Source organism: Streptomyces sp. Tu 3180 (genome assembly GCF_009852415.1).
Classification (GTDB): Bacteria; Actinomycetota; Actinomycetes; order Streptomycetales; family Streptomycetaceae; genus Streptomyces.
Window position 1 is genome coordinate 930,790 of sequence record NZ_WOXS01000002.1, and the last position, 16,293, is coordinate 947,082.

Consider the following 16,293-nt stretch of genomic DNA (forward strand, 5'->3'; position numbering starts at 1 on the left):
GGGCAGCGCGGCCCCCGGGCCGCCCGCCACCGGCCGTCGCGCTGTTCGCGCGGCCCCCGGAAGGGGCCGGCCGCGGGTGCGGGGCACGGTGTCGTGCGAGGTCGGGACGTCGTTAAAGTGGTCGCCCGGCAGGGGCCGATCGCCGTCCGGTGGTCCCGAACGGGCTCGACACGCAACGATGATGAGGAGAACAGCAGGTGCCGGAGCACGAAGCGGGCGGAACGCTCGGAACGCCGACACTCGAGGTCAGGGACTTCCTGCTCCGCCGGCGTGAGCAGATCGCCCAGCGGTGGGCGGACGAGCCCCTGTTCCGTACGGTGTTCACCGTCTCCCGCGACGAGGCGGTGGAGGCGGGCAAGGCGGTCGTCGACGCGCTGGCGCAGGTCGCCGACGCGCAGCGGGTCGAGGACCCGGACGCCGCGGGTTTCACGGGTGTGCGCGAGCAGCTGGCGCGGATGGGAGCGGCCCGCTCCCGCGCGGGGCTGTCGACCACGCAGGTGTCGAGCGAGCTGGCCGCGCTGTGGCCGCCGGTGGAGAACCTCCTGGTCGCCGATCTGGAACAGGCGTCGCCCGAGGGGCTGCGGGAGTGCTCGACCACGCTCAGCGTGCTCATGGGCACGCTGCGGCTGGTGGCCATGCAGACGGCGCTCAGCGAGGGGCAGGCCCTCATCGACCGGCAGCGGCTGCAGCTGCTGGAGGTGGCCACGCCGGTGATCAAGCTCTGGGACGGCATCGTGGCGGTCCCGCTGATCGGGACGCTCGACAGCGCCCGCAGCCAGGTCGTGATGGAGACGCTGCTGAACGCGGTCGTCGACCAGCACGCCCGCTTCGCGATCCTCGACATCACCGGTGTGCCGACCGTCGACTCGCTGGTGGCGCAGCACCTGATGAAGACGGTCGCCGCGGCCCGGCTGATGGGCGCGGAGTGCGTGGTGTCCGGTATCCGTCCGGCGATCGCGCAGACCATCGTGCACCTGGGTCTGGACCTCGGCACGGTGAAGACCCGCGCGAGCCTCGCCGACGCGCTCGGGTACTGCCTGCACGAGCTGGGGGCGAACATCGTGAACGCGGCGCCCGACGGTGTGGGCCGCCGGTGAGCGAGGAGCTCTCCCGCCCGGTCGCGGGACACGTGCCGGTCCTCAGGCTCGGCGACGTCCTGCTGGTCACCCTCCAGGGGGACCTGTACGACAGCACGGCGCAGCAGTTGCAGCAGGACCTGTCCGAGGCCATCGCCCACAGCTCCGAGACCGTCACCCGCAGCAGGGTCACGGGTGTGGTCATCGACATCTCCGGCGTGGAGATGGTCGACTCCTTCCTCGGGCGTGTGCTGGCCGAGATCGCGGCCCAGAGCGAGCTGCTGGCCGCGCGGACCGTGGTGGCCGGCATGCGGCCCGCGGTCGCCATCACGCTGGTGGAACTCGGTCTGACGCTGCCGGGGCTGCGGACCGCGCTCACCACCGAGGCGGCGATGGAGCTCCTCGCGCAGCCCGTCGCGCCGTCCCGCTTCGGCGGCATGCGCCGGGAGAGTCCGTGATGCACACTGCCGCGGGCGTCGAGGCCTGCCTGCCCATCCGGTCGGACATGGACCTGGTGTGGGTGCGCCAGCACGTGCGGCAGGCCGCCGCCCGGCTCGGCTTCGGCCTGGTGGACCAGACGAAGCTGGTGACCGCCGCCAGCGAGCTGGCGCGCAACACCCTGGTGCACGGCGGGGGCGGCCGGATGGAGGCGTCGCACGTCACCTCGGACGGCGTCAGCGGACTGCGGCTGGTCTTCAGCGACTCGGGCCCGGGCATCGCGGACCTGGACCGGGCGCTCAGCGACGGCTACACCTCGGGCGACGGGCTGGGGATGGGGCTGGGCGGCGCGCGGCGCCTGGTGCACGACTTCGAGGTCGAGAGCGCTCCCGGGGCGGGGACCACGGTGCGGGTGACGTCCTGGGCGGGACGGCCGCCGCGTCCGCGCGAGGAGGTGTGATGCCCCGCGTCTGGGACGTGCCGGTGCAGGACTCGACCCGGGTGCGCGACGTGCGGGTCGCGGCGGAGGAGGCGGCGGCCCTGGCCGGGCTCGACGAGCGGCGCACCGCCGCCGTGTCGCTGGTGGCGACCGAGCTGGCCACCAACCTGCTGAAGCACGCGCGGGACGGTGAGGTCCTCGTCGACGTCGTGGACCCGCCCGTCCTGCGGGAGGGCCGGACGGGACGGGCCGTGCAGATAGCGGCGATCGACCACGGGCCGGGCATCGCCGACGTGGCCGGTGCGCTGCGGGACGGGTTCACCACGGCGCGTTCGCTCGGCGCGGGCCTCGGCACCTGCCGGCGTCTCGCCGACGACTTCGACCTGCACAGCGTGCTCGGCCGGGGCACGGTGGCGGTGGCCCGCGTGGGCGCCGCCCCCGCCGGCGCGCCGCCCGGCGACGGCCTCCCGCAGGCGCCCGGCGTGCGGGCGGGCGGCGTCAACGTCCCGTTCGCCGGCGCGGACTTCTCGGGGGACGCCTGGGCCTGGGCCAGGTCCGGCGACCGTCTGACGCTGATGCTGGCGGACGGGCTGGGCCACGGCGGCGAGGCCGCCCGCGCCTCGACCGCCGCGGCCGAGGCCCTGCGCCGCCGGCCCCACCTGCCGCCCGCCGAGGCGCTGCGGGAGATCCACGGGGCGCTGGCCGGCACCCGGGGCGCGGCCGTCGCCGTGGCCCAGGTGGACACCGGGGCCGGCCGGCTGCGCTTCGCGGGGATCGGCAACGTGGGGGCCCGGCTGCGTGAGGGCGGGCGGTGGCGGTCGCTGCTGTCCCGGCCCGGCATCGTCGGCGTGCACCGGCCCCGCACCCTGCGCGAGGACGACGTCGCCTGGTCCGAGGAGAGCATGCTGATCCTGCACACCGACGGTCTGTCCAGCCGCTGGATCCCGTCCCCGGACACCGGCGTGCCGGTGTCCGACCCGGCCGTGACGGCCGCCGTGACGATCCGGGACGCCAGGAGTCCCGCGCGCCCGGTGCGGGACGACACCGCCGTGGCCGTGCTGGCCCCCACCCCGGCGGGCCGCCCATGAGACGCACGTGGCAGATCGGCACCGTCACCGACGCGGCGCGCGCCCGCATCGCCGTCGCGCAGCTGGCCGCGGAGTGCGGGGTGCCGACCGTCGAGCGCGCCCGGCTGGCCGCGGCGCTCAGCGGCCGGCTGCGGCAGTGCCTCACCAAGGGCGGCGCCTGGGTGCTCACCCTGGACGTGCCCGGTTCCCCGGGCGGGGAGGGGACGCTGCACGCCGTGCTGACGCCCTCGCCCGGCGAGGAGGCCGCGGACCGGACGCCGTGGGCGGTGACCGTCCCCTGCCCCGAGCCGGGCCGGGCCGGGAACGGCACCGCGGTGACGGAGGATCCGGCGGACCTGTCCGAGGCGCTGCTGGGCGCCGACGAGGACACCGCCGCCGTGCTGGACAAGCTCGCCGAGCAGGAGGAGCTGGTCGCCTTCCACCGGGAGGAGCTGCACCAGACCAACCAGGGCGTGCTGGCGCTGCACGCCGAACTGGACGCGGCGGGACGCGCCCAGCGCGAGGCGTTCGCCGCCGAGCGCCGGGCGCGCAACGAGGCGGAGGACGCCCGCCGCAGGCTGACGTTCCTGGCGGACGCGAGCCCGGTGCTCAACGCCTCGCTGAACCACGACGAGATCGTGCGCCGGCTGCCGGAGCTGCTGGTGCCCCGGTACGCCCGCAGCGTCGACGTGTGGCTGTTCGACGACGAGGACGACCGGCACCGGCCCGCGGCGCAGCCGGCCGCGGCGGTCCGCGCGGCCCGCACCGGGCGGCCGCAGTACGCCGCCGACCACCCCGGCGGCCTGCCCGGCGTCGACGACCAGCCGCCGTCGTCCCTGGATCCCGGCCGGCCCCTGCTGTGCATCCCGCTGCTGACGCGCCGGGCGCCGCTGGGCGTGCTGACCCTGTCACCGCCCGGTGAGCGCTGGGACCCGGACGACGCCGTGATGCTGATCGAGCTCACCCGGCGGGCCGGCATCGCCATCGACAACGCCCGCCGCTTCGAGCACAACCGGGACATCGCCGAGACGCTGCAGCGCGCCCTGCTCACGGACCTCCCGGCCACGCCGGGACTGAGCCTGGCCGCCCGCTACCTGCCGGCCACGCACGGGCTGAACATCGGCGGTGACTGGTACGACGCGTTCCGCCAGCGGGACGGCAGTCTGATCACCGTGATCGGCGACGTGACCGGGCACGGGCTGCACGCGGCGGTGATGATGAGCCAGCTGCGCACCGCCCTGCGCGCCTACGCGGTCGACGGCGGCAGCCCCGGCCGGCTGCTGACCCGGCTGCACGGGTTCCTGCACCACCTGCAGCCCGATCTGTACGCCACCGCCGTCATCGCCCGGTTCCACCCGGACGAGCCCACGCTGACGTGGGCCGCCGCGGGCCATCCGCCGCCGGTGCTGCGGCTGCCCGACGGACGGGTGCGCACGCTGGACGCCAAGCCGGGCGCGATGCTCGGCATCCCGCTGAAGCAGGAGATCACCGACCACACCGAGCGGCTGATGCCGGGGGCGACGCTCGCGCTCTACACGGACGGGCTGGTCGAGCGGCGGGCCCGGGGCATCGACCCGGGCATCGAACGGCTCGCGGCGGCCCTCGGTTCGTTCGGCCCCGCGGAGCTGGAGGCGGACCTGGAGGGATCGGCGGACCGGATCCTCCACCCCCTGCTGAGCGACTCCGAGCGCGACGACGACGTCTGTCTGCTGCTGTGCCACCTGCGCGGCTGAACCCGGAGCACTGATCCGGGGCATCGCCCCGGAGCAGGGGTGACGGCCGGTCGTCCGGCGGCGTCCCGCCCCCCCCACTTCCCGGTGCGGTCCGGCGAGTGTGCGGGCATCGTGGTGCTGAAGAGGGGCACGCGAGAGGTGCGGACGTTCGAGGCAGACCGTCTGGAGCCGCAGGAAGGGATGAACACCGTGACACGACCCAGGATCCTGGTGGTGGGCGCAGGCTTCGCCGGTGTGGAGTGCGTGCGCCGGCTGGAGCGCAGGCTCTCCCCCGACGAGGCCGACCTCACGCTGGTGACGCCGTTCTCCTACCAGCTCTACCTGCCGCTGCTCCCCCAGGTCGCCTCCGGGGTGCTGACCCCGCAGTCGATCGCCCTCTCCCTGCGCCGCAGCGAGAGGTACCGGACCCGGATCATCCCGGGCGGGGCCATCGGAGTGGACCTGAGGTCCAAGGTCTGCGTCGTCCGCACCATCACCGACGAGATCGTCAACCAGCCCTACGACTACATCGTGCTGGCCCCCGGCAGCATCACCCGCACCTTCGACATCCCGGGGCTGACCGACCACGCGTTCGGGATGAAGACGCTGGCCGAGGCCGCCTACCTCCGCGACCACGTCATCTCCCAGCTCGACCTCGCCGACGCCAGCCACGATCCGGCCGAACGGGCCTCGCGGCTGCAGTTCGTGGTGGTCGGCGGCGGCTACGCGGGCACCGAGACCGCGGCCTGTCTGCAGCGGCTGACGCACGCCGCCGTCAAGCGCTATCCGCGGCTGGACCCCGGCCTGATCAAGTGGCACCTGATCGACATCGCCCCGAAGCTCATGCCCGAGCTGGGCGAGAAGCTCGGCCGCAGCGCGCAGGAGGTCCTGACGCGCCGCGGCATCGAGATCTCCTTGGGCGTGTCCATCGCGAAGGCGGGCCCCGAGGAGGTCACCTTCACCGACGGCCGGGTGATCCCCACCCGCACCCTGATCTGGACCGCCGGGGTGGTCGCCAGCCCGCTCATCGCCACGCTGGGCGCGGAGACCGTCAAGGGCCGGCTCGCGGTCAACGCGGACATGTGCCTGCCGGGCCACGACGGGGTGTTCGCGCTCGGCGACGCCGCGGCGGTGCCCGACGAGGCCAGGGGCGGCGGTGCCGTGTGCCCGCCGACCGCGCAGCACGCCCTGCGGCAGGGCAGGCAGGTGGCCGAGAACGTCATCGCGACGCTGCGCGGCCTGCCGACGCGGCCCTACCACCACAAGGACCTCGGACTCGTGGTGGACCTCGGCGGCGCCGACGCGGTCTCCAAGCCGCTCGGCCTGGAGCTGCGCGGCCTGCCCGCCCAGGCGGTGGCCCGCGGCTACCACTTCGCGGCGCTGCGCACCAACGTCGCCAAGGCCCGGGTGGCGACCAACTGGCTGCTGAACGCGGTCGCCGGCGACGATTTCGTCCGCACCGGCTTCCAGGCGCGCAAGCCGGCCAAGCTGCACGACTTCGAGTACACGAACGCGTACCTGACGCCGGAGCAGGTCCGGGCGCACGTCGAGGAAGCGGGCCGGGCGGTGCGGTGACGCGGCCCGGGAGCGGCCGTTCGCGCCCCGCGGTGCCGGCCCCGGGACCGACGTCCGCGACGGGAGAGAGCGCGACGGCGTGAGAGCGGCGGGACGCCCGGTACGGGCACGACTGCGGGACCGCCTCGCGGCGTCCGATCCCGGGCTGCTGCGGCTGACCGCCGGGCTGCGCACGGTGACCGCCATCGCGCTGACCCTGGCCGTGCTCGCCTCGACGGGCTTTGGGATCACCCGTCTGGTGACGGGGGCCATGGCGGCGATGGTCGCCACCTTCTCCGTCCGGGAGAAGCGGCGCGCCGCCCAGGCGGTCACGCTCGCCCTCGGCCTGCCGGTCGCGCTCGTGTCCGTGTCCCTGGGCGCGGTGCTCAACGAGTGGGTCGTCGTCGGTGACGTCTTCTTCGTCGTCCTCATCTTCTGCGCGGTCTACGGCCGCCGGTTCGGCGAGCGCGGGACCGCGCTCGGTCTGATCGGCTTCCAGCTCTACTTCGTCTCCCTGTTCGTCGGCGCCTCCGCCGCGCAGCTGCCCGGGCTGTGGGCCGCCCTGACCGTCGCGTTCGCGTGCAGCGCCGTGGTGCGGTTCGCCGTCGTCCCCGTGACGCCCGCCGGTCTGCTCGCGCGGCTGCGCCGGGCCTTCCGGGTCCGGCTGGCCCAGCTCGTCTCCGCGCAGCTGGCGCTGCTCGACGCCGGTCCGGACGGGCCGGACGAGGTGGACAAGGCGCTGGAGGACGTGCGCACGGGGACCTCGCGGCTGCACGAGACGGCCCTGATGATCCAGACGCGGCTGGAGGAGGGCACCCCGGACGAGTCGACGGCGCGGCTGGTGCAGCGCCGGATCGCGGACGCCGAGATCGCCGCCGAGCGCCTCACCCTGCTGCTGCTGTCGGCCCGCAGCACCGAACGGGCGGACACCCTCACCCTGCACCTGCCCGGCGCGCCCGCCCCGCGGGTCGGCCGGCTGCCCGGGCCGGAGGAGGCCACCGCCCTGCTGCGCCGGGACCTGCTCGCGCTGCGCGCGCTCGTGCTGCGCACCGGGACGCCCGGGACGGCCGTGGCCCAGGTGCGCAACCGGCTGCTCGGCTACCGGGACGAGGAGAACCTGCCGGCCGCCACGCCGGCCGTGCGGGACGTGTTCCGGGCCGTCGGCGAGGCCGCCCGCGCCGTCATGGGGCTGCGCATCGCGCTGGACGGTCCGCAGGACGAGTCGGACGACACCCCGGCGACGGCCCGTTCCCGGGAGGAGCTGGACGCCGAGGACGCCGCCATCGACGCGGGCGGGGAGTCCGGGCGGGACGAGCAGCCGACGGGGCTGCGACGGCCCACCACGCGCGCCGCCGTGCAGGTCACCGTGGGCTCGACGCTGGCCGTCGTCGGCGGTGAGCTGCTGTCCGCGGACCGCTGGTACTGGGCGGTGCTGGCCTGCTGGATCGTGTTCATCAACACCGCCTCGACCGGCGAGATCCTGGTCAAGGGCTACCGGCGGGTGCTGGGCACGGTGTTCGGCGTCGGCGCCGGCATCGTGCTGGCCGGTCTGGTGGGCGGGCACACCGTGGCGGCGTTCGCGCTGGTGCTGGTGCTGGTCTTCGCGATGTTCTACACCGCACCGCTGTCGTACACGCTGATGTCGTTCTTCGTGACCGCGATGCTCGGGCTGCTCTACACCCTGCTGCACACCTACAGCTGGGAGGTGCTGGTCCTGCGCCTGGAGGAGACGGCGCTGGGCGCGGCCTGCGGGGTGGTCGCGGCGGCACTGGTCCTGCCGGTGAACACCGACCGGCGGACGAACGAGCTGCTGGTCACCGTGCTGGAGCGGCTGGCCGGGGTCACCGAGGCCGCCGTCGGACAGCTCAGCGGCAAAGCCGCGGACGACCTGCTGGACAAGGCGCGGGAGCTGGACCGGGCGCTGGGCGACCTGCGCGGTGCCACCCAGCCGCTGACCCATCCGGTCACCCCGCTGCGGGCCCGGCGCACCACCGCCCGGTACGTCGTGGCGCTGCTGGAGACCTGCGCGTACCACGCGCGCTCGCTGGCGGCGACGGCCGAACTGCTGCCGTCCCATCCCTCGATCGCGGCGGACCCCCGGCTGCGCGCGGCGGCGGGACGCACCGTGCGCAACATCGGGACGATCGCGGACCGCGTCGCGGACGGGAAGGTCACCGCGGCGGTCGGGACGGGGCCGAGCATCGCCTCGCTGCTGGGCGACTCCGACGGCGTCGCGCGCCACGGCCGGATCACCGGCCGGGTGCTGCGGCACCTGGAGCGGCTGGACGAGGCCGTGGTGGGCCTCGCCCGGCCGCTGGGCGTCCCGGTGGCGGCGCCGGAGCGGTGAGGGACGGCGGCCCGCCGGCGGGTCAGAAGTCGGTGGGCAGTCCGCTGGCCTCGGCGATGCCGCGCAGCTCCTCGTTCTGCCGGTGCCGGTCCCTGATGTAGTCGGCGATCTCGCCGAGGCGGGACGGGTCGGCGGCGGTGGCCGCGTCGGTGACCACCCTGACCGGTCCGCTCTCGTCCACCTCCAGCTCGACCACCTCGTTGTCCAGGCGGCCGGTGACGGCGGTGGCGATGACGAGCGCGGCCTCGTCACGGACCTCCTGGGGCAGTTCGTCGTCCCCGCCGTCCAGGGCGAGGTCCAGGCCGGACAGGCGGTGCTCCTCGATCGCCTGGAGGACCGGCTCCACCACACGGAGCAGAAGCCGGTAGTCCTCGGTGTCCATCCGGACGCGCAGGAGGTCGAGGTAGACGTCCACGGGCCGGCCTTCCGGGGGATCTCGGATTCGCTCATTGACTCCGGGTTCCCCGCATGCGCCCGGTCATACGGCAGCCGTGCGACGCGGGTGCCGCGGTCAGACCCGCCGCCAGCGGGCCAGGGCGAAGGAGAACATCCCGAACAGCACCAGCCCGACGGAGACGCAGACCAGCAGCCACGGCCCCAGCGGGGTGCCGGCGAAGCTGCGGAGGGTGTCGTCCAGGCCCTTGGCCTCGTCGGGTTCGTAGGCGACCGCGGCGCGTACGGCGAAGGCGCCGACCGCGGCGAACACCAGGCCGCGCGCCACACCGCCGCCCACGCCGGTCACGTCCACCAGCCGTCGGGCCCGGGGGCCCAGCTCGCCGAACTTCAGCTTGTCGTGGTACTTGCGCCGCACCGCCTGGACGCCGATCCACACGCCGACGCCGACGACGGCCGCTCCGCCGAGGCCCACCAGCCACTGCCCGGCGGGGGCCTCCATGGCCCGGGCGGTGAGGTCCCGGGACTGCCGGTCGCTCGACCCGCCCCCGCTGCCGCGGCCCACGGCGAACGCCAGCACCGAGGAGGCGACGAACGCGTAGAACACGCAGCGCCCCACCGCCAGCAGCCGCTTGCGCGGGCTGCGGCCGTCCTTGCCGACCGAGCCGAAGAGCGCCTCGGTCAGCCGCCACAGGGCCATACCGACGAGCCCGATGCCCAGCGCCCACAGCAGCACCGCGCCGAACGGCTTGTCGGCGAGCTCCGCCAGGGCGCCGCCGCGGTCCGCCTGCCGTCGTCCGTCGCCGAAGGCGATCCGCAGCGCCAGTACGCCGACCAGCAGGTAGATCACCCCCCGGGCGGTCAGTCCGGCCCGCGCGGCGCCCTCCCTGAGCGAACCGTTCGCCGCCCGTCGGGCGCCGGCCCGCCCCCTCCATGCCATCGCACTCGTGTCCATCGCACCTCCCGGGCTCCGGATGCCCCGGCTTCGTGCGCACACACGCGGCCGCGGCGGCGGGGCGGCCGGCACGACGTCGCCGGCCGCCCCCACCCGTGCGGGTGGGGGCGGCCGGCGACGTCGCGGGGGCGGGGCTACGCGGGGGCCGGTGCGCCCGCCGCCGCGGTGGTGCCCCACCGGCGGGGCGCGGGCGACGGCACGAGCGGGTCCGGACCGGACTGCAAGGCGGGAACCGGCGCGGGGGCGGGAACCGGTGCGGGGGCGGCCGCCGCCAGCCAGCGGTGCGCGGTCCTCAGGGCGTCCTCCACGTCACGGGTGCCGGTCGACACGCACAGGGTGTACGCAAGGTCGTTCAGGCGCGGGTGGCCGGCGTCCGGTCCGGGCGCGGTCCCGGCCGGGAGCAGGGCCTCGTACTCCTCGACGAGCCGGCGCAGCACGGCGGGGTGGGGCTTCAGCATGTTCTCGCTCTCTGGTCCGGGGCGGGCGCGTTCACGCCGTCGCCGAGTGTCCGCCGGTGCCGTGGCGGCCCGTGCGCTGTCCCAGTGCCTCGGCGCGCACGCGGGCGCAGCTGCGGCTGATGAGACGGGAGACGTGCATCTGGGAGATGCCCAGCCGGTCGGCGATGCGGCTCTGGGTCATGTCCTCGAAGAAACGCATGTAGAGGATGGCGCGCTCGCGTTCCGGCAGGCGGCGCAGGCCCTCCTTGGCGGACTCGCGGTCGACCACGGTGTCGTAGGACGCGTCGGAGGCGCCGAGGGTGTCGGCGAGGCTGTAGCCGTCGTCGTCGGCCGACAGTTCGGCGTCCAGCGACAGGGTGCTGAAGCTCTCCAGCGCCTCCATCCCGGCGCCGACCTCCTCCTCGGTCAGCCCGGTGTGGGCCGCGATGTCCGCCACGGAGGGTTCGGGACTGCCCGGGTTCTGGGTGAGCTCGCGCCGGGCCACCCGCACTTTGTTGCGCAGTTCCTGCACGCGGCGGGGCACGCGCAGGGCCCACATCCGGTCCCGGAAGTGCCGCTTGACCTCTCCGGTGATGGTGGGGACCGCGTAGCTCTCGAAGGCTCCCCGGCTCGGGTCGAACCGGTCGATGGCCTTCACCAGTCCCAGGGCGGCCACCTGGCGCAGGTCCTCGATGGACTCGCCCCGGTCACGGAAACGGCCGGCGATGCGGTGGGCCATGGGCAGCCACGCGGTGACGAGCTCGTCGCGCACGGCGTCCCGCTCGGGGCCGTCCTCCAGGGATGCCAGCCGGGCGAAGAGAGCGGCGGTGTCGGGGGCGTCGTCGTGCCGCCGACGGGGCGCGGCGGTGGTCGTGCGGGGGTGGACGTGTCAATGAGCATACGGTTTCGCTCCCGAACGGTGGTTTCAGGGATCTACCGCGGGGCGGTCGCCGCCGGGACGCCCGGAGGGTCCGCAGCAGCCGTACCGCTCCCGCTGGCGCGCCTCCGGTCCGAAGCACGAACTCCGATTGCCCTGCCGCCGGTGGAACAAACTCCGCTTCCTCGCACAATCTGCGGGGGTCCTCGCCGGGCGGCCGGGGCGGCCCCGGGGCATCGGCGCCCGGGCGGTCTCAGAACAGGGGCACCACGGCGGTGATGCACTTGCCGCCCGCGGGGAGGTCGGACACCCGGACGTCCCGGGAGAGCCGGCAGACGATGGGCCAGCCGTGGCCGCCGGGCCGGCGGCGCCCCTGCGGGTCGGTCGCCGGCAGGGCGACGGGCAGTCGGTCGCTGCGGTCGCTCACCGACAGACGCACTCCGGGACCGCTGACGTCGACCTGGAAGTCGGTGAGGCCGCCTCCGTGCAGCATCGCGTTGGTGGTGAGCTCGGAGGCGACGAGCAGCGCGTCCTCCAGGGCGTGGGTGTCGCAGGGTGTGCGGGTGGCGCGGCAGCGTTCGGACACGGCGCGCTCGACGGCCTCGCGCACCTCGGCGGGCCGGCGCGGGCAGGCCGGGCGGACCCGGCGCGCGCCGGGCGGCTCGACAACGGGTTCGGTCACGTGCTCCTCACACATCCTGCGGCTCCCTGGTCGATGGCGAAACTCGATGAGGTTCGATGAGGTTCGATGAAGAAGGAGGCCGGCCCCTGGCCGGCGGACGCGGCGGCCGGGCCCGGCGTCCGGCCGCCGGCACGGCACGCGGACAGTTCCCGTGCCCCGTCCGCGGTCACGGGGGCGGTCCCCGTCCCCGGACGCCGCGGGTCTCCTTTTTCGGCTCACCTGTCCCGGTACGGGCAAACCTCTCGGCCGTTTCCCGAATGCCTGCCATCCGAACGGCGCACGGGGGTACGCGGAGTGCATGACCGATGTGGTGGACTCCGACGAACTGATGCGGCGCATCCAGCGGGCGCGGGCCTGCGCGGCACAGGAGGAGCGGGCGTGGCGGGCCAGGGGCGACGAGGCCGGGGGGACGGATCCGGACGCGGCGCGCGACGCCGCTGTGCACAGGACGGCCTACGAGGTCGTGCTGCGGGTGCTGGACGAGATCCTGACTCCGGGCAAGCACCCGGCACAGGGCTGATCGGGCCGCCCCGCGGGGCGCGACGGAGACCGGGCCGATTGGCGCGGGCCGGTACCGGGCACCCGGGACGCATGACTGTCGATCACGGCCGGGCACCGGTTCTGGAAGCTCTGGAGGACTACCACCGCAAGGGACGGCTGGCGTTCACGCCGCCGGGCCACAAGCAGGCCCGGGGCGCCGACCCCGCGGTGCGCAGGGTGCTCGGGGACGCCGTGTTCCTGGGTGACGTGCTGGCCACGGGGGGTCTGGACGACCGGCTCACCCGGGGTCAGGTGCTGGAAGACGCGCAGGAACTGATGGCGGACGCGGTGCACGCCGATCACACCTTCTTCAGCACCTGCGGCAGTTCCCTGTCCGTCAAGGCGGCGATGCTGTCGGTCGCGGGTCCGCACGAGAAGCTGCTGATCGGGCGTGACGCCCACAAGTCGGTGGTGGCGGGGCTGATCCTGTCCGGGATCGAGCCCGTGTGGGTGGAGCCGCGCTGGGACGCGGAGCGGCATCTCGCGCACCCGCCGTCGGCCGAGGACTTCGACAGGGCCTTCGACGCCCACCCGGAGGCGCGCGGCGCGCTGGTCACCAGCCCGACGCCGTACGGTGCCTGCGCGGATCTGCGGGCGATCGCCGAGGTGTGCCACCGGCGCTCGCTCCCGCTGATCGTGGACGAGGCCTGGGGCGCGCACCTGCCGTTCCACCCCGACCTGCCGTCCTGGGCGATGGACGCGGGCGCCGACATCTGCGTGACCAGCATCCACAAGATGGGCAGCGGTCTGGAGCAGGGTTCCGTCTTCCACCTGCGGGGCGACCTGGTGACGCCGGCGCTGCTGGGCGTCCGCGCGGACCTGCTGGACACCACCAGCCCGTCGGTGCTGATCCACGCGGGGCTGGACGGCTGGCGGCGGCAGATGGCGCTGCACGGCAAGGAGCTGCTGGGCGCCACGCTCGACCTCGCGGCCGAGGTCCGGGCCGCCGTCGAGGAGATCGACGGGATGCACGTCAACGACCGCGACGACTTCTGCGGCCCCGGGCTGGCGGACGACTTCGACCCGCTGCCCGGCATCATCGACCTTCAGGAGCTCGGGATCACGGGGTACCAGGCGGCGGACTGGCTGCGCGAGCACCGGGGCATCGACGCGCACCTCGTCGACCACCGCCGCATCGGGGCGCAGATCACCCTCGGCGACGACCGGGAGACGACCGGCGAACTGCTCTCGGCGCTGCGGGACCTGGCACGGGCCGCCCGGGACCTGCCCGAGGCGCCGCGGGTGGACGTGCCGTCCCCCGGCGGGCTGCGGATGGAGCAGGCCCTGCTGCCGCGGGACGCGTTCTTCGGGCCGGCCGAGGACGTGCCGGTGGGCGAGGCCGCCGGACGGGTCGCGGCGGAGATGATCACGCCGTACCCGCCCGGGATCCCGGCCGTCCTGCCGGGCGAGCGGCTCACGGAACCGGTGCTGCGCTACCTGCGCACGGGGCTGGCCGCCGGCATGAACCTGCCGGACCCGACGGACCCCGGCCTGGAGACGATCCGGGTCGTCGAAAAGGGCGCGGAACGGCACGCGGAACGGCACGCGGAATGACACCGGAGCGGAACGGGAGTGAAACGGGTCACCCGGCCCGGTTCCGGTTCCTCGGAACCCCCGGAGATGGTTTATCGTTCATCCATACGTGGTGACGGAGTCGACGTCCGGTCCTCCGTGCGCCACCGCTTACGGCCCTGGCTGGTTTCCCCCGTCCAGCCAGGGCTTTTTCATGCCCGGACCCCGGTACGCCCGCCGCGCGCGGACCGGGGCCGGCGGGGCGGTCCGGGCCCGGCGGCGGAACTTCCGTCCGCCGAGGTGCTCCGGGCGGCGCCAGCGGCTGAAATGGGCGTAGGGAAAGCACCGGAACCGATGCCCGGCGAGGAGTCCCGTCCCATGACCAAAGCCATCAAACTCCTGACCGTCCTCCCTCCCCCGCAGCGGCAGCACCTGATGGCGCTCGCCCGGGAGGTGTCGTTCCCCGAGGACACCCGGATCTTCGAGGCGGGAGGCACCGCCGACCGCTTCTGGGTCATCCGCTCCGGTGCGGTCTCCCTGGACCAGCGGATGGACTCCCTGCACCGGATGACGGTGGCCGGCCTCGGCGCGGGCGACCTGCTGGGCTGGTCCTGGTTGTTCCCGCCCCACCAGTGGGACTTCGGCGCCGTGGCCTTCAGTCCGGTGCGCGCCTACGAGTTCGACGCGGCGGCCGTGCTCCGGCTGTGCGAGGAGGACCCGCGGCTCGGGCTGACGCTGGTGCGCGGGGTCGCCGAGATCCTCGCCCACCGGCTGGAGATGACCCGGGGCCAGCTGATGGAGCAGTACGCGCTCCGCCGGCGCAGCGCGCTGTAGGGCCCGTCCGGCGGCGCGCACCGGCCGGTCCCCGGGCCGGTCTCACACCCGGTGGCGGCGCAGCGCCGGCACCGCGGCGGCCAGGGCGAGCATCACGACGACGACCAGGATCCCGCCGCCGGCCACGGCCGTCCGGGGGCCGAAGGCCGAGCCCGCCGTGCCGTGCAGGACGTCGGCGAGCCGGGGGCCGCCCGCCACGACGACGGTGAAGACGCCCTGCATCCGGCCGCGCATCTCGTCGGTCGCGGCGGACAGCAGGATCGCCCCGCGGAACACCATCGAGACCATGTCGGCGACCCCGGCGACGGCGAGGAAGGCCACCGCGAGCCACAGGCTGTCGCTCAGTCCGAACCCCGTGACGGCGATGCCCCAGACCACCACCGCCCCGATGACCATCCAGCCGTGCCGACGGACCCGGGAGTACGCGCCGGAGAACAGTCCGCCGACCACCGCGCCGACGGGGATCGCGGCGAACAGCAGCCCCAGCGCGAAGCCCTCGCCGTACGGGGCGAAGGTCTCGGAGGCGAGCTGCGGGAACAGGGCGCGGGGCATGCCGAGGACCATGGCGACGATGTCGGCGAGGAAGGACAGCAGCAGGACCGCGTGTCCGGATATGTAGCGGAAGCCCTCCACGATCCCGCGCAGGCCCGCGCTCCCGGCCTTCGCCGCCGTCAGGGGCGGCAGGGCGGGCAGGCGGTACACCGCCCACACCGTGACGCACAGGGCCAGGGCGTCGACGAGGTACAGCTCGGGCAGGCCGACGACGGGGATGAGCGCCCCGGCGAGCAGGGGTCCGGCGATCTGGCCGGTCTGCATGACGGTGGAGCCGAGGGCGTTGGCGGCGGGCAGTTCGTCCACGGGCACCAGCCGGGCGATGGAGGCGCTGCGGGCGGGCGCGTTCAGTCCCCAGAACGCCTGCTGGAGGGCGAGCAGGAGCATCAGCACGGCCACCGACTCCAGACCGGTGACGGCCTGGAGCCAGAACAGCAGCGAGGTGACGGCGATTCCGCTGTTGGTGATCAGCAGCAGTTTGCGGCGGTCCATGCTGTCGGCGATCGCCCCGCCCCACAGCGCGAAGACCACCAGCGGCAGCAGCCCGGCCAGGCTCGCGGCGCCGACCCAGGCGGAGGAGCCGGTGATGTCGTAGATCTGCTTGGGCACGGCGACCGCCGTGAGCTGGCTGCCGACCGCCGTGACGGCGGTGGACGCCCACAGGCGGCGGTAGGCCGGGCGGCGCAGGGGGCGGGTGTCCATCGCCCAGCGGCGCCATCCGCGGCGCGGGGGTGTCCGGGGCTCCGGGCCGTCCGCCCGGGGTTCGGTACTGCTCTCGCTGATGTCCACGACCGTCCTGGTTGGTTTATGCATCTTCCTGGTCGGGGCTCAGTGTCGCAGCACCGGGCGCTCCCGGATTCCCGCCCCGGGTTCCGGGC

16 protein-coding genes are annotated in these 16,293 nt (G+C 74.7%); 10 read left to right on the forward strand and 6 right to left on the reverse strand.

Going from position 1 to position 16,293, the window contains the following annotated elements; translation table 11 throughout:
- Nucleotides 1-197 precede the first annotated feature (197 nt).
- The 7 genes from GL259_RS05050 (at nucleotide 198) to GL259_RS05080 (ending at nucleotide 8,633) form a co-directional block, all read left to right on the forward strand.
- On the forward strand, nucleotides 198-1,097 hold the full coding sequence (locus GL259_RS05050; protein WP_159529547.1) for an STAS domain-containing protein: 900 nt from the start codon (nucleotides 198-200) through the stop codon (nucleotides 1,095-1,097).
- A complete protein-coding gene (locus GL259_RS05055) occupies nucleotides 1,094-1,534 on the forward strand; it encodes an STAS domain-containing protein (protein ID WP_159529549.1) in 441 nt (146 codons plus the stop codon). Before GL259_RS05050 ends, GL259_RS05055 begins: the two co-directional genes overlap by 4 nt.
- On the forward strand, nucleotides 1,534-1,974 hold the full coding sequence (locus GL259_RS05060; protein WP_159538403.1) for an anti-sigma regulatory factor: 441 nt from the start codon (nucleotides 1,534-1,536) through the stop codon (nucleotides 1,972-1,974). The genes GL259_RS05055 and GL259_RS05060 overlap by 1 nt, the downstream gene beginning before the upstream one ends.
- A complete protein-coding gene (locus GL259_RS05065) occupies nucleotides 1,974-3,041 on the forward strand; it encodes an ATP-binding SpoIIE family protein phosphatase (protein ID WP_159529551.1) in 1,068 nt (355 codons plus the stop codon). The genes GL259_RS05060 and GL259_RS05065 overlap by 1 nt, the downstream gene beginning before the upstream one ends.
- Nucleotides 3,038-4,753, forward strand: a complete 1,716-nt coding sequence (locus GL259_RS05070) for a SpoIIE family protein phosphatase (RefSeq protein WP_159529554.1) — start codon at nucleotides 3,038-3,040, stop codon at nucleotides 4,751-4,753. The genes GL259_RS05065 and GL259_RS05070 overlap by 4 nt, the downstream gene beginning before the upstream one ends.
- 180 nt (nucleotides 4,754-4,933) lie before the next feature.
- A complete protein-coding gene (locus tag GL259_RS05075; RefSeq protein ID WP_166461428.1) occupies nucleotides 4,934-6,307 on the forward strand; it encodes an NAD(P)/FAD-dependent oxidoreductase in 1,374 nt (457 codons plus the stop codon).
- Between the two features lie 79 nt (nucleotides 6,308-6,386).
- On the forward strand, nucleotides 6,387-8,633 hold the full coding sequence (locus GL259_RS05080; protein ID WP_159529558.1) for an FUSC family protein: 2,247 nt from the start codon (nucleotides 6,387-6,389) through the stop codon (nucleotides 8,631-8,633).
- 22 nt (nucleotides 8,634-8,655) lie between these two features.
- Here GL259_RS05080 and GL259_RS05085 read toward each other — a convergent pair whose 3' ends face one another.
- The 5 genes from GL259_RS05085 to GL259_RS05105 form a co-directional block, all read right to left on the reverse strand.
- Entirely contained in the window at nucleotides 8,656-9,015 is a 360-nt protein-coding gene (locus tag GL259_RS05085; RefSeq protein WP_347814647.1) for a hypothetical protein, read from the reverse strand.
- A gap of 129 nt (nucleotides 9,016-9,144) precedes the next feature.
- The gene (locus GL259_RS05090; RefSeq protein WP_159529560.1) at nucleotides 9,145-9,981 is read right to left on the reverse strand and encodes a DUF1206 domain-containing protein; all 837 of its coding nucleotides are present in this window, start codon (nucleotides 9,979-9,981) and stop codon (nucleotides 9,145-9,147) included.
- Nucleotides 9,982-10,115: 134 nt separating this feature from the next.
- Nucleotides 10,116-10,439, reverse strand: a complete 324-nt coding sequence (locus tag GL259_RS05095) for a DUF5133 domain-containing protein (protein WP_159529562.1) — start codon at nucleotides 10,437-10,439, stop codon at nucleotides 10,116-10,118.
- 31 nt (nucleotides 10,440-10,470) lie between these two features.
- Nucleotides 10,471-11,190 carry a SigB/SigF/SigG family RNA polymerase sigma factor gene (locus tag GL259_RS05100; protein WP_243762255.1) on the reverse strand — a complete coding sequence of 240 codons (720 nt, stop codon included), beginning with the start codon at nucleotides 11,188-11,190 and terminating at the stop codon, nucleotides 10,471-10,473.
- Nucleotides 11,191-11,548: 358 nt separating this feature from the next.
- A complete protein-coding gene (locus GL259_RS05105) occupies nucleotides 11,549-11,992 on the reverse strand; it encodes an ATP-binding protein (protein ID WP_159529564.1) in 444 nt (147 codons plus the stop codon).
- A gap of 283 nt (nucleotides 11,993-12,275) precedes the next feature.
- On the opposite strand from GL259_RS05105, the gene GL259_RS05110 reads away from it, so the two are divergent.
- The 3 genes from GL259_RS05110 to GL259_RS05120 all read left to right on the forward strand — a co-directional run bounded on the left by GL259_RS05110 (nucleotide 12,276) and on the right by GL259_RS05120 (nucleotide 14,863).
- Nucleotides 12,276-12,497, forward strand: a complete 222-nt coding sequence (locus GL259_RS05110) for a hypothetical protein (protein ID WP_159529566.1) — start codon at nucleotides 12,276-12,278, stop codon at nucleotides 12,495-12,497.
- A 71-nt stretch (nucleotides 12,498-12,568) separates the two neighbouring features.
- On the forward strand, nucleotides 12,569-14,071 hold the full coding sequence (locus GL259_RS05115) for an ornithine decarboxylase (protein ID WP_159529568.1): 1,503 nt from the start codon (nucleotides 12,569-12,571) through the stop codon (nucleotides 14,069-14,071).
- Between the two features lie 336 nt (nucleotides 14,072-14,407).
- Nucleotides 14,408-14,863 (forward strand): cyclic nucleotide-binding domain-containing protein, encoded by a 456-nt coding sequence (locus GL259_RS05120; RefSeq protein ID WP_159529570.1) that lies wholly within the window; start codon nucleotides 14,408-14,410, stop codon nucleotides 14,861-14,863.
- Between the two features lie 42 nt (nucleotides 14,864-14,905).
- Here the strand turns inward: GL259_RS05120 and GL259_RS05125 are convergent, their stop codons facing one another.
- Entirely contained in the window at nucleotides 14,906-16,228 is a 1,323-nt protein-coding gene (locus GL259_RS05125) for an MFS transporter (protein WP_159529572.1), read from the reverse strand.
- Nucleotides 16,229-16,293: the final 65 nt, after the last annotated feature.

Excerpts from the sequence above, each read along its gene's own strand:
- GL259_RS05070 (WP_159529554.1), top strand. The coding sequence starts at position 3,038 with ATGAGACGCACGTGGCAGATCGGCACCGTCACCGACGCGGCGCGCGCC.
- GL259_RS05120 (WP_159529570.1), top strand. The coding sequence starts at position 14,408 with ATGACCAAAGCCATCAAACTCCTGACCGTCCTCCCTCCCCCGCAGCGG.
- GL259_RS05085 (WP_347814647.1), bottom strand. The coding sequence starts at position 9,015 with ATGGACACCGAGGACTACCGGCTTCTGCTCCGTGTGGTGGAGCCGGTC.
- GL259_RS05075 (WP_166461428.1), top strand. The coding sequence starts at position 4,934 with ATGAACACCGTGACACGACCCAGGATCCTGGTGGTGGGCGCAGGCTTC.
- GL259_RS05060 (WP_159538403.1), top strand. The coding sequence starts at position 1,534 with ATGCACACTGCCGCGGGCGTCGAGGCCTGCCTGCCCATCCGGTCGGAC.
- GL259_RS05110 (WP_159529566.1), top strand. The coding sequence starts at position 12,276 with ATGACCGATGTGGTGGACTCCGACGAACTGATGCGGCGCATCCAGCGG.
- GL259_RS05090 (WP_159529560.1), bottom strand. The coding sequence starts at position 9,981 with ATGGACACGAGTGCGATGGCATGGAGGGGGCGGGCCGGCGCCCGACGG.
- GL259_RS05125 (WP_159529572.1), bottom strand. The coding sequence starts at position 16,228 with ATGCATAAACCAACCAGGACGGTCGTGGACATCAGCGAGAGCAGTACC.
- GL259_RS05095 (WP_159529562.1), bottom strand. The coding sequence starts at position 10,439 with ATGCTGAAGCCCCACCCCGCCGTGCTGCGCCGGCTCGTCGAGGAGTAC.
- GL259_RS05105 (WP_159529564.1), bottom strand. The coding sequence starts at position 11,992 with ATGTGTGAGGAGCACGTGACCGAACCCGTTGTCGAGCCGCCCGGCGCG.
- GL259_RS05115 (WP_159529568.1), top strand. The coding sequence starts at position 12,569 with ATGACTGTCGATCACGGCCGGGCACCGGTTCTGGAAGCTCTGGAGGAC.
- GL259_RS05065 (WP_159529551.1), top strand. The coding sequence starts at position 1,974 with ATGCCCCGCGTCTGGGACGTGCCGGTGCAGGACTCGACCCGGGTGCGC.